This window comes from Streptomyces sp. NPDC001270 (assembly GCF_042896695.1).
GTDB lineage: Bacteria > Actinomycetota > Actinomycetes > Streptomycetales > Streptomycetaceae > Streptomyces.
The window spans coordinates 21427-33666 of sequence record NZ_JBIAXM010000017.1; the positions used below are offsets into that span (position 1 = coordinate 21427).

Sequence of the window (12240 nt, forward strand, 5' to 3'; positions counted from 1 at the left end):
CCGAGGTGTTCGTTCATGAGGTCGTCGGACTCCCCAGAGCCGCGCCGAGGTTCTAGGATTTTATGACTATGCGCTGGAGGCCGCTGCATGTCTGAAGCTCGTACCCCGGTCAGGCAGACCGGGCGGGGGAACGCGAGGCAGACCGTCACGATCAGCTTCGCGGGGTTCAACCGGGCCTGGGCGGCGTGGATCGGGGACAGACTGGAGCGGCACGGCCTGCGCGTCGTGTACCTGCGCTGGGACGCACCGGCGGAGGAGCCGCTGGTCAACCTGCTCGGTGATCTGGCGCTCGCCGAGGGCCGCATCCTCATCCTGGTCAGCGAGTGGTACTTCCAGCTGGGCCCGCGGTCCCACGAGGAGTGGAACGCCGCTCTGCGCGAGGTCGTCGCGCCGAACGCGTCCCGGTTCGCCGCCGTGTCGATCACCAACGCCTCGCTGCCCATGGCCACCGCCGTCCTGGCACCGACCAACCTGACCAACATGGGCGCGGACGAGGCCGAACGGCGGCTCTTCGACCGGCTGGACCTGCCGGTCGACGCCGCGTCCGCCCCGGACACCTTCTACCGCGGACCGCGCTTCCCCGCGGCCACGCCCGAGGTGTGGGGCGGCGTGCCCCGCCGCAACACGCGTTTCACCGGCCGCGACGGCCTGCTGACCGACGCCTACCACCTGCTCCAGGGCAGCGAGCCCGGCGCCGGCGTCCTCACGCTGCACGGCATGTCCGGCGTCGGCAAGACCCAGTTCGCGGCCGAGTACGTGTACCGGTTCGGCTCCGAGTACGACGTCGTGTGGTGGGTCAACGCCGAGAGAAGAGTGACCTACCGCCGCCTGCTCGCCGAACTCGCCCCCAAACTGGGCCTGTCCACCGGCGCCGAGTACGGAGAGCGGCTGCGCGCGGTGCGCGACTCCCTGCGCCGGGGAGAGCCGTACTCCCGCTGGCTGCTGATCCTGGACGGCGCCGACGAACCCGACCAGATCTGGGACCTCGTCCCGACCGGCCCGGGCCACGTGCTCATCACCTCCCGCAACCCGGAGTGGGGCGAGCACAACAGCCAACTCCTCGAAGTGCCGGTCTACGCGCGCGAGGAGTCCGTGGCCTTCATCCGGCGCCGGGCCCCCCGACTGAGCGAACCCGAGGCCGACCAGCTCGCGGAGGCACTGGAGGACCTGCCGCTGCTGCTCGACCAGACGGCGGGCTGGCTCAACGACTCCGCCCTCTCCGTCGACGGCTACATCGCCCTGCTGGAGGGCGGCATCGACCAGGACGTGGTCAAGGTCTCCGCCGACTTCCCGGTCGCCTTCCAGACCGCGTGGTCGATACTGCTGAACAAACTCCGCGAGACCGTCCCCGAGTCGGTCGCCCTGCTCCGGCTGTGCACCTTCTTCGCGCCGGGCTTCATCCCCGTACGCCTCCTGAAGGAGATGCCGCACGACGAGCTGCCCGAGGAACTCGCCGGACTCCTGGACGACCCGCTCCTGTGGAACAAGGCCGTCAACCAGCTGCGCCAGTACTCCGTGGTGCGCCTGGAGTCCCACGAGTTCCCCGCCGACGAGACCAACGGCGGCTCCTCCTCCGGCGAATCCGTCTATCTCCACCGCATGGTCCACCAGATCGTCCACAAGGACATGCCGGACGAGAGCCGCCGGCAGTACATCGACGTGGTCCGACAGGCCCTGGCCGCGGCGGACCCCGGCCGCCCCACCGACACCCGCAACTGGGACACCTACGCCGAGATCCTCCCGCACCTGAAGTACGCCGACGTCCTCAAGAGCAAGGACCGGCGCGTCCAGAGCATGGTCCTCAACTGCCTGCGCTACATGTCGTTCGCGGGCGAGTACAACTCCGGGTCCAAGCTGGGCAAGCGGACCCTGGACGCCTGGCGGGGGCTGCTCGGCGACTCCCATCCGCGGGTCTGGGAGGCCACCTTCCACTACGCCAACCTGCTGCGCTCCTCGGGCCGGGTCCTCGAAACGGAGGCCCTGGAGCGGGCCGCTGCGGAACAGCTGCTCGAAGAACGGGGCGAACGCGACCTGGAGTATCTGCGGACGGTCGCCGGACTCGCCGCAGACCTGCGGATCCTCGGCCGCTACGACGAGACGCTCGAACTGGACCAGTGGCTGTACCCCACCTACCAGGAACTGCTGGGTGACCAGGATTCCCGGACCCTCAACGCCCTGAACAACATGGCGTTCACCCTCCGGCTCCTCGGCAAGTACGCGGAGGCCGTGGAGCTGGACCGCAAGACCCTGGACGCCCGCCGCCTGGTGCTGAAGGCCCGGCACCCCTGGACCCTGTCCTCCGAGATCTCCTACGCCGTCAACCTGAGACTCCTCGGCCGCTACGGCGAAGCCGAGTCCGTCCAGGCTAAGAACGTGCGCGAGTCCCGGATCGTCATGGGCAAGGACAACCCCGGGACCCTGCGGGGCGAACTCAACCTGGCGCTGTGCTGGCTGCGCGCCGGGAAACGCGCCGAGGCGGGCGAACTCCTCACGAACGTCCTGGAGGGCTACGAGCGCAAGCTGGGCGACACGGCCCTGGACACGCTGTCCGCCGCCGTCAGCCAGAACTGCTTCGCCCGCGAGCACGGCGACATCGACCAGGCCCGGGAGACCGGCGAGTCCATCATCGCCCGCTACGAGATGCTCCTGCCCGAAGGACACCCGTTCATCAGCGGAGCCCGCGCCAACCACGCCCTGGTCCTGCGCAGCGTGGGCGAGCGCGACCACGCACACGTGCTCATCGAGCAGGCCCTCGCCGACCTGACCGCGGCCGTGGGCGCCGACCACCCCTACACCCTCGGCTGCGCCATCAACGCCTCCGCGCTGCGCAACCTGGTCGGCGAGACGGAGTCCGCGACCCAGCTCAGCAGGGCCACCATCACCCGCGCCACCGAGACCCTGGGCCGCACCCACCCGCTGACCCTGTCCGCCCGGGTCGCCCACGCGGCCGACCTCCGGGCCCTGCGGGACCGCCAGCAGGCCGAGAAGACCGAGCAGGAAGCCCTCTCCGACCTGGCCGAAACCCTCGGTCCCCAGCACATCCACACCATCTCGGCCCGCTCCCGCAACAGGCCGTACTGGGACTTCGAACCGCAGAACTGACCGGCCCGCACGCCCGAGGGGCCCGGTACCGGATCGATCCGGTACCGGGCCCCTCGGCTGCCGTGCCGCGAGACCTACGCCTCGAACACCTCACGCACCAGCTGCTCCTGCTCGGCCTGGTGGCGCTTGGCCGAACCGACCGCCGGGGACGAGCTGTGCGGGCGGGAGATCCGGCGCAGCCGCTCGCCGTGCGGGACGTCGGCGCCGACCGCCAGGTCCAGGTGGTCGATCAGGTTGAGGGCGATGAACGGCCAGGCACCCTGGTTCGCCGGCTCCTCCTGGGTCCACAGGTACTTCTCGGCGTTCGGGTACTTGTTGACCTCCGCCTGGAGCTCGGCACCCGGCAGCGGGTACAGGCGCTCGATGCGGATGATCGCCGTGTCGGTCACCCCGCGCTTGCGGCGCTCGGCGTCCAGGTCGTAGAAGACCTTGCCCGCGCAGAAGACGACCTTCTTCACGGCGGCCGGGTCGACCGAGTCGTCGCCGATGACCGGCCGGAACTCGCCGCTCGTGAACTCCTCCGCCTTCGCCGCCGCCGCCTTCAGCCGCAGCATCGACTTCGGGGTGAACACGACCAGCGGCTTGTGGTCCGGGTTGTGCACCTGCCAGCGCAGGAGGTGGAAGTAGTTCGACGGGAGCGTCGGCATCGCGACCGTCATGTTGTTCTGGGCGCACAGCTGGAGGAAGCGCTCCGGGCGGGCCGAGGAGTGGTCCGGGCCCTGGCCCTCGTAGCCGTGCGGGAGGAGCAGCACTACGCCACTCGTCTGACCCCACTTCTGCTCGGCGGCCGAGATGTACTCGTCGATGACCGACTGGGCGCCGTTGGCGAAGTCGCCGAACTGCGCCTCCCACATCACGAGTGCGTTCGGACGGGCCAGCGAGTAGCCGTACTCGAATCCCATCACCGCGTACTCGGACAGCAGCGAGTCGTAGACGTTGTAGCGGGCCTGGTCCGCGGACAGGTACAGCAGCGGCGTGTAGTCCTCGCCCGTCTCCCGGTCGATCAGCACCGCGTGGCGCTGGCCGAACGTGCCGCGGCGGGAGTCCTGCCCGGACAGCCGGACCGGGACGCCTTCGAGCAGCAGTGAGCCGATCGCGAGGGTCTCGCCCATGCCCCAGTCGATCGTGCCGTCCTCGACCATCGACGCCCGGCGCTGCAACTGCGGCAGCAGTCGCGGGTGCACGGTGAAGTGCTCGGGGATGTTGACCTGGGACTCGGCGATGCGCTTGACGACCTCGGCGGAGATCGCCGTGCCGACCGCGACCGGGAAGCCCGCCTGCGAGTCCGCGGACTCGGGCGCCGACGGCTGCGAGGTGGCCTCGCGGACCTCGGTGAAGACCTTCTCCAGCTGGCCCTGGTAGTCCTGAAGGGCCTGCTCGGCCTCTTCCAGGGTGATGTCGCCGCGACCGATCAGGGACTCGGTGTAGAGCTTGCGCACCGAGCGCTTCTTGTCGATCAGGTCGTACATCAGCGGCTGGGTGAAGGCCGGGTTGTCCGACTCGTTGTGACCGCGGCGGCGGTAGCAGATGAGGTCGATCACCACGTCCTTGTTGAACGCCTGGCGGAACTCGAAGGCCAGCCGCGCGACGCGCACGACCGCCTCCGGGTCGTCGCCGTTCACGTGGAAGATCGGGGCCTCGATCATGCGGGCCACGTCCGTCGCGTACATCGACGAGCGCGAGGACTCGGGGGCCGCGGTGAAGCCGACCTGGTTGTTGATGACGATGTGGACCGTGCCGCCGGTGCGGTAGCCGCGCAGCTGCGACATGTTCAGGGTCTCGGCCACCACGCCCTGGCCGGCGAAGGCCGCGTCGCCGTGGATCGCCACCGGCAGGACGGTGAAGTCCGTACCGCCCTTGTTGATGATGTCCTGCTTGGCGCGGGCGATGCCCTCGATGACCGGGTCGACCGTCTCCAGGTGGGAGGGGTTCGCGGCCAGCGAGACCGTGATCTGCTCGCCGTCCAGGCCGGTGAAGGTGCCCTCGGCGCCCAGGTGGTACTTCACGTCGCCGGAGCCGTGCATCGACTTCGGGTCGAGGTTGCCCTCGAACTCGCGGAAGATCTGCGCGTACGACTTGCCGACGATGTTGGCGAGGACGTTGAGCCGGCCGCGGTGGGCCATGCCGATGACGACCTCGTCGAGCCGCGACTCGGCGGCCGAGTCCAGCACCGCGTCGAGCAGCGGGATGACGGACTCGCCGCCCTCCAGGGAGAAGCGCTTCTGGCCGACGTACTTCGTCTGCAGGAAGGTTTCGAAGGCCTCCGCCGCGTTCAGCCGGCGCAGGATGCGCAGCTGCTCCTCGCGCTCCGGCTTGGAGTGCGGGCGCTCCACCCGGTCCTGGATCCACTTGCGCTGCTTCGGGTCCTGGATGTGCATGAACTCGATGCCGGTGGTGCGGCAGTACGAGTCGCGCAGCACGCCGAGGATGTCGCGCAGCTTCATCAGGGTCTTGCCGGCGAAACCGCCGACGGCGAACTCGCGCTCCAGGTCCCACAGGGTGAGGCCGTGCTCGGTGATGTCCAGGTCCGGGTGCTTGCGCTGGCGGTACTCCAGCGGGTCGGTGTCGGCCATCACGTGGCCGCGGACCCGGTAGGAGTGGATCAGCTCGAAGACCCGGGCGGCCTTGGTGACGTCGTCGTCGTGGGAGGCGTCGATGTCCCTGAGCCAGCGGATCGGCTCGTAGGGGATGCGCAGCGCCTGGAAGATGTCGTCGTAGAAGCGCTCCTCGCCCAGCAGCAGGTTGGCCACCTGGCGCAGGAACTCGCCGGAGGCGGCGCCCTGGATCACCCGGTGGTCGTAGGTCGACGTGAGCGTCATGACCTTCGAGACGCCGAGCTTGTTCAGGGTGTCCTGGGAGGTGCCCTGGAACTCCGCCGGGTAGTCCATCGAGCCGACGCCCATGATCACCGACTGGCCGGGCATCAGACGCGGGACCGAGTGGACGGTGCCGAGGCCGCCGGGGTTGGTCAGGGAGACCGTGACCCCGGTGAAGTCGTCCATCGTCAGCTTGTTGTCGCGGGCGCGCCGGACGATGTCCTCGTAGGCCTGCCAGAACTCGAAGAAGTTCAGCGTCTCGGCCTTCTTGATCGCCGCGACGACCAGCTGGCGGTCGCCGTTGGGCTTGACCAGGTCGATGGCGAGGCCGAGGTTGACGTGCGGCGGCTTGACGAGGGTCGGCTTGCCGTCCTTCTCGCCGAACGACCAGTTCATCGACGGCATGGCCTTGATGGCCTGGACCATCGCGTAGCCGATGAGGTGCGTGAAGGAGATCTTCCCGCCGCGGGCCCGCTTCAGGTGGTTGTTGATGACGATGCGGTTGTCGAACAGCAGCTTCACCGGGACCGCGCGGACCGAGGTGGCGGTCGGCAGCTCCAGCGAGGCGTTCATGTTCTTGGCGACCGCCGCGGAGGGGCCGCGCAGCGTCTGGTACTCGGGGCCTTCGGCAGCCGCGGTGGCCGGGGCGGCGGCGGGCTTGGCGGCCGGCGCGGCGGGCTTGGCGGGGGCCGGGGCGGCCGCGGCGGGCTGCGGGGCGGCCGGGGCCGGCGCCGGAGCGGTGGCCGCGGGCTGCGGGGCGGCCGGAGCGGGCGCGGGCGCGACCGGTGCGGCGGGCTGGGCCGGGGCAGCCGTGGTGGTGGTCTCTGCGGCCCCCGCGGCCGCAGCACCCGCCTGGGCCGGGGCGGCAGCCGCTCCCGGCTTGTAGTCGGCGAAGAAGTCCCACCAGGCGCGGTCTACCGAATTCGGGTCCTGGAGGTACTGCTGATAGATCTCGTCGACTAGCCACTCATTGGCCCCGAACGCGGCTGCGGGATTCTTCCCGGCCGGCTCGTCGGTCGTGGTGGAACCGCCCGGCCGAAGGCTGGGAGAGCTCGAATTACTGGCTGACTGTGGCGACACGGCGGCAACCGCCCTCTTCCGCTTCACAAGGTGATGGACAGCGGGAATAAAGGCTACGCCTCCGCGACCCTGAAGGTCAGGTCGGACCGGTTCATCGTCGTGTAAGTCACATCAGAAACCGGGTTTCGAGCCTTCAAATGGCGGGAAACAAGCGTGGTTCGGCTACGAATGGAGTGTCCGGCCCCGGGCCCGTGGGCGCGCATCCGCGCAGGCGTGGGCGGACCGCACGCGCCTGTCCGTGGAAAGGCGCGTGGATCTTGTGGTTCCGCTTCGAACTTTACGTCAACTTGGGAGAGAAGGCTCTCCCGGAAGAGTGACAAGGATCCGGCAGCCCCGCTCGGATTCGGCCACGCCGATCCGGCCGCCGTGGAGATCGACCGCCCAGCGGGCGATCGCCAGGCCGAGCCCCGTGCCGCCGTCGCTGCCCGGACCGTGCGGGCGGTTGACGGCGCCGCGGTTGAACCGCTCGAAGACCCTGTGCCACTCCGAGCGCGGAATGCCGGGGCCCTCGTCGAGGACTTCGAGCTCCAGCGAGTCGGGATGCGTCCCGCGCCGCGCCCGCAGGGTGACCCGGCCGTGCGGCGGGCTGTGCTTGACCGCGTTGTCGATGAGGTTGGCGACGACCTGGTGGATGCGCTCCGGGTCGGCGAGCACCGTCAGCTCCGGCGGCGAGACGTCCAGGTGCAGATGGACGTCGGTGCGGGTGTGGCTGCCCGAGCCGGAGGCGATGCCCGCGCGCGCGGAGGCGACCATGTTGGCCTCCTTCAGCACGCCCGACAGGTACGGCCACACCTCGAACCGCTGCTTGCGCAGCGGCACGACCCCGTTGTCCAGCCGGGACAGGTCGAGCAGCGTCTCCACGAGGCGGCCGAGCCGCTCCGTCTGCTTGAGCGCCGTACGCATGGTCTCGGTGTCCGGCTCGGCGATGCCGTCCACGACGTTCTCCAGCACCGCCCGCAGGCCCGCGATGGGCGTGCGCAGCTCGTGTGAGACGTTTGCCACCAACTCCTTGCGCTGCCGGTCCTGGGCCTCCAGCTCGTCCGCCATGATGTTGATCGTCTGGGCCAGGTCGCCCAGCTCGTCACGGCGGTTCTCGCGCACCCGGCGCGTGTAGTCGCCGTGCGAGATGGACCGGGCCACCGCGTTCATCTCGTCCAGCGGCGCGGTGAGGGACAGCGCCACGAACTGGGTGATCAGCAGCGTGGCGATCATCGAGAAGACCGTGATGAAGCGCAGCTCCGTCTTCGTCTGCACCGCGATCATCGACAGACCTGTCGTGATCAGCACCGAGATGACGACCAGCGCACCCAGCTTGGTCTTGATCGAGAACGGGCGTACGCCGCCCCAGGGCTCTACGGGGCTCCTCCGTGCGGCCGACCGCCCCTCGCTCATGGCGTCGGCGTCTCCAGCGCGTAGCCCACACCGTGCACGGTGCGGATCCGCTCGGCGCCGATCTTCCGGCGCAGCGCCTTGATGTGACTGTCGACGGTCCGCGTGCCGGAGGCGTCGGCCCAGTCCCAGACCTCCGCGAGCAACTGCTCGCGGGAGAGCACCGCGCGCGGGGTGTTCGCCAGACAGACCAGCAGGTCGAACTCGGTCGGGGTGAGGTGCACGTCCTCGCTGCGCACCCGCACCCGGCGCTGCGCGTGGTCGATCTCCAGTTCGCCGAGGCGCAGGATGCCCGACCGCGGAGTCGCCGCGGCCAGCGCGGCCCGCTCCACCCGGCGCAGCAGCACGTGCACCCGCGCGGCCAACTCGCGCATGGAGAACGGCTTGGTCATGTAGTCGTCCGCCCCGACCCCGAGCCCGACCAGCATGTCGGTCTCGTCGTCCCGCGCGGTGAGCATCAGTACCGGCACCGGGCGCTGGGCCTGCACGCGGCGGCAGACCTCCAGGCCGTCGAAGCCGGGCAGCATGATGTCGAGGATCAGCAGGTCCGGCTGCCAAGCCTCGGCCGTGTCGACGGCGGCCGGACCGTCGCCCGCGGTCTGCACGAGGAAACCCTCGGCGCGCAGGCGGGCCGCGATGGCGTCGACGATCGTCTGGTCGTCCTCGACGACCAGGACCCTGCGCTGCGCGCCCGGCCCGGCCGTCGCCGTGCCGTTGTGGGAGGTATGTGTCTGCTCCATCGCCCGCCCCTGAAGTGTGCTTTCCGGAATCCGTGGGGTGATCCCATGACTGCTATTGACGCTTGAATGATCCGCGTCAGGGAAGCACACTACGGGGACAGAGCGCGCCGTCGCTATCCAGGTCGTACGGCGAGATGCACGGCGTCCGGAACGCCCCGGGCAACGGGGATCTCTTCGGTACGCACCCGTTGGAACCCGGCATTCTGCAAGGATCCTTCAAATTTCGGAGACGGTTCGGCCGACCAGACGGCGAGCACCCCGCCGGGCCGCAACACGCGTGCGCAGTCGGCCAGTCCGGCCGGTGTGTACAGCCCGCCGTTGTCCTCGGTGACCGTCCAGCCGGGCCCGTTGTCAATGTCCAGGCACAGCGCGTCGAAGGCGGCGGAGGTTTCACGCACGTACGCCACCAGGTCGGTTTCCACGATGTGGGTGCGCGGATCGGCCAGGGCCGCGGCGGACATCTCCGCGAGCGGTCCCGCGCGGTGCCAGGCGACGACCGCGGGTTCCCGTTCCACGACCGTGATCCGGCCCCAACGGGGGTTCGCGGCGGCGTGTGCGAGCGAGAACCCGACCCCCAGCCCGCCGATCAGCACCTCGGGCGCCGCCCGCTCGTCCAGCGCGTCCAGCGCGGCGTCCACGAGCAGCCGTTCCGAGCGGCCGTCGGACGTGTCCATCAGGAAACAGCCGTTGGCGATGATCTGCAACAGCGGACCGTGCCGGCGCAGCACCACCTCGCCGTACGGGCCCTCGCGGCGGTCCAGGACTTCGGGAGTGTCGTAGGCGTAGGCGGCGGTCATGCCCCCATCCTGCCCGACGCCCCGGACCGCGTCCGCGGGTCCGCCCCGGCGCCGGTGACCGCGCCCGCGGACCGGGCCCGGCGGCGTCCGCACGTGCGGATCCGCTCGTGCGCCGTCACCCCCGACGGCGGCGCCTGTCACCCGATCGCGTGGTCGGCCCGCGGTCGTGGTCCCCGTACGGCGCAGCCCGCGGCTCTGCACATGCTGTGAATCCGGGCCTCAGGTGGCGTCGGTCATAGACAGAGGTCACCGGGGCGCGAAGGGTGGGGCGGAACGGAAGGAGCGCCGCACGGTGGACGAGACCGCGGCGGCCGCGACGACGGCCGCCCCGCCCACGCCCCTGCCGGAGGTCTCGGGTCCGTCCTGGACTGCGGACACCTCGGGTCCGCGCCGGGCTCCGGACGCTTCCGGTCCGCCGCTGACCCCGGACGCCTCGGGTCCGCCGCGGGTTGCGGAGGCCGTGGGTCCGCCCGGAACCGGTACGGCCGGGCTGCTGGGCGGGATGCCGCAGCAACGGCGGGCACGGCCGGCGGCACTGCCCGCCGAAGCCGCGCCCGCCCGGCTGCCGTCCGATCGGCTGCCGTCCGTCCGCCGGCCCTGGCTGCTGCTGCCCACCCCGGCCGCCACGCCCTTCACCTTCGTCTACGCGGCCGTGCTCGCCGTGACCTCGCTGGTCGCCTCCGTCGCCGATCCGTCCCTCGTGCACGCCCTCCAGCAGGGCTCCAGCACGGACGTGGCCCACCTGGTGCGCACGCCGATGAGCGTGCTGGTGGCGAGCGCGCTGTGGATCGCGGGCGGGGTGTTCACGCCGTACGTGCTCGGCTTCCTGCTGGTTCTCACCGCGCTGGAGCGGCGGGTCGGCGCCCTGCGCGCGGCCGGAGTCTTCCTGCTCGGGCACATCCTGGCCACCCTGGCGACCGAGGTGCCCGTGGGGCTCGCGGTGCTGGCGGGACATCTGCCCGCCACCTCGCTGCACCGCCTCGACTACGGCATCAGCTTCGGCGTGGCCGCCGCCACCGGCGCCCTGGCCGGGCTGGTCGCTCCGTGGCTGCGCTGGATCCTGCTCGGCCTGATCGGCGCGACGATCGCCGGGAACCTGATCGCGTTCACGGATCCGATGACCGGCTGGGGTCACCTCATCTCGCTGGTCATCGGCGTCGCGACCTGGCCCCTGGTGCGGTACTGGCACCGTTCGCGCAACGCCGCCGCCGCGGCTGCCGCCGTGGCTGTCGCAGGTGCGGCCGTCGAGGTGGCCCCTGCGGGCGACGGCGGAGCACGGGACCCCCGCTGACCCGGTTCTCGGCTCTGCGGCCGGCCCGGCCGCCGCGGTCCCGCCGGGGCCGGGTCAGGCCGTGGGCCGCAGGTGCCGCCGCGTCCATTGCGCGAAACCGGTGAGCGGGATGCCGAGGGCCCGCGCGTACTCGGGGCGGGCGGGCTGGCCGGCCATGTTCATCCACGCGTGCCCGGCGCCCATCGGCGGCATCCCGGCGGCCAGGGCCTCCTCCTCGGTCATGTCCGGCGCGGACAGCGGGACGCCCAGCGCGCGGGAGAGCACCTCGGCGATCTCCGTCATCGACAGGTAGTCGCTCGCCAGCTCCAGCTCGACCCCGTCGAACCGCTCGGGCGCCGCGACGGCCGCGGCGGCCGCCGCGCCGATGTCGTCCACCGCGGCGAGCGACAGCCGGGTACCGGGGTTCAGGACGCTCACCAGGCCGCCCTCGACGCCGCGCGGGAACAGGAAGGCCATGGAGGGGAGGAAGTTCTCCATGAAAAAGCCCGGCTTGAGGAGGGTCCAGTGCGGGAATCCGGCCTCGCGGAGCCGGTCCTGGACGGCGCTCTTGGCGCCCAGGCTGGCTTCCAGCGTCGCCCAGCGGCCCGCGGTCCAGCCGGGCGTCCGGGTGTGCTGCCCGGCGCCGCTGACGGACGTGTGCACGAACTGCGGCACTCCGGCCGCCCGCGCGCCCTCGATGAGGTTGACGCCCTGGGTCACCTCCCCGTCGAAGTCGAAGCCTTCCGCGGTCAGGGCGGGCATCTGCACGGAGAAGACGGCGCGGGCCCCCTCGGCGGCCCGGATCACCGAGGCGCGGTCGTGGAGATCGCCGGTGACCAGTTCGGCGCCGAGCGCTTCGACGGCCTTGGCCCGGTCGGCGCTCGCGTCACGCACCAGGGCGCGGACGGGAACACCCGCTGCGAGCAGGGCGCGGGCGGTCGCTCCGCCCTGTCTGCCGGTGGCACCAGTGACCAGGACGGGTGCGGGGTCTGCGGACATGGGTCTCCTCCAGTGCTCTGCCCGACGAGAAAACGGCGGGGGCCGCC

Annotated in this window: 7 protein-coding genes; 2 read left to right on the forward strand and 5 right to left on the reverse strand. The window is 71.0% G+C overall.

Going from position 1 to position 12240, the window contains the following annotated elements; translation table 11 throughout:
• Positions 1 to 87: 87 nt before the first annotated feature.
• Positions 88 to 3102 carry an FxSxx-COOH system tetratricopeptide repeat protein gene (gene fxsT, locus ACFY2B_RS26965; protein ID WP_390765649.1) on the forward strand — a complete coding sequence of 1005 codons (3015 nt, stop codon included), beginning with the start codon at positions 88 to 90 and terminating at the stop codon, positions 3100 to 3102.
• Positions 3103 to 3176: 74 nt separating this feature from the next.
• Here the strand turns inward: fxsT and ACFY2B_RS26970 are convergent, their stop codons facing one another.
• The 4 genes from ACFY2B_RS26970 to ACFY2B_RS26985 all read right to left on the reverse strand — a co-directional run bounded on the left by ACFY2B_RS26970 (position 3177) and on the right by ACFY2B_RS26985 (position 9924).
• A complete protein-coding gene (locus ACFY2B_RS26970) occupies positions 3177 to 6998 on the reverse strand; it encodes a multifunctional oxoglutarate decarboxylase/oxoglutarate dehydrogenase thiamine pyrophosphate-binding subunit/dihydrolipoyllysine-residue succinyltransferase subunit (protein ID WP_390765650.1) in 3822 nt (1273 codons plus the stop codon).
• A 282-nt stretch (positions 6999 to 7280) separates the two neighbouring features.
• Complete coding sequence (locus ACFY2B_RS26975; protein WP_390765651.1) at positions 7281 to 8390, reverse strand: ATP-binding protein; 1110 nt, start codon at positions 8388 to 8390, stop codon at positions 7281 to 7283.
• Positions 8387 to 9127 (reverse strand): response regulator transcription factor, encoded by a 741-nt coding sequence (locus ACFY2B_RS26980; protein ID WP_376530531.1) that lies wholly within the window; start codon positions 9125 to 9127, stop codon positions 8387 to 8389. The genes ACFY2B_RS26975 and ACFY2B_RS26980 overlap by 4 nt, the downstream gene beginning before the upstream one ends.
• Positions 9128 to 9240: 113 nt before the next feature.
• On the reverse strand, positions 9241 to 9924 hold the full coding sequence (locus tag ACFY2B_RS26985) for a spermidine synthase (protein ID WP_390765652.1): 684 nt from the start codon (positions 9922 to 9924) through the stop codon (positions 9241 to 9243).
• A 460-nt stretch (positions 9925 to 10384) separates the two neighbouring features.
• Between ACFY2B_RS26985 and ACFY2B_RS26990 the strand changes: the two genes are divergently transcribed.
• Positions 10385 to 11215 carry a rhomboid-like protein gene (locus tag ACFY2B_RS26990; protein WP_390765779.1) on the forward strand — a complete coding sequence of 277 codons (831 nt, stop codon included), beginning with the start codon at positions 10385 to 10387 and terminating at the stop codon, positions 11213 to 11215.
• A gap of 54 nt (positions 11216 to 11269) precedes the next feature.
• Here the strand turns inward: ACFY2B_RS26990 and ACFY2B_RS26995 are convergent, their stop codons facing one another.
• Positions 11270 to 12193 (reverse strand): NmrA family NAD(P)-binding protein, encoded by a 924-nt coding sequence (locus ACFY2B_RS26995; RefSeq protein WP_390765653.1) that lies wholly within the window; start codon positions 12191 to 12193, stop codon positions 11270 to 11272.
• Positions 12194 to 12240 lie beyond the last annotated feature (47 nt).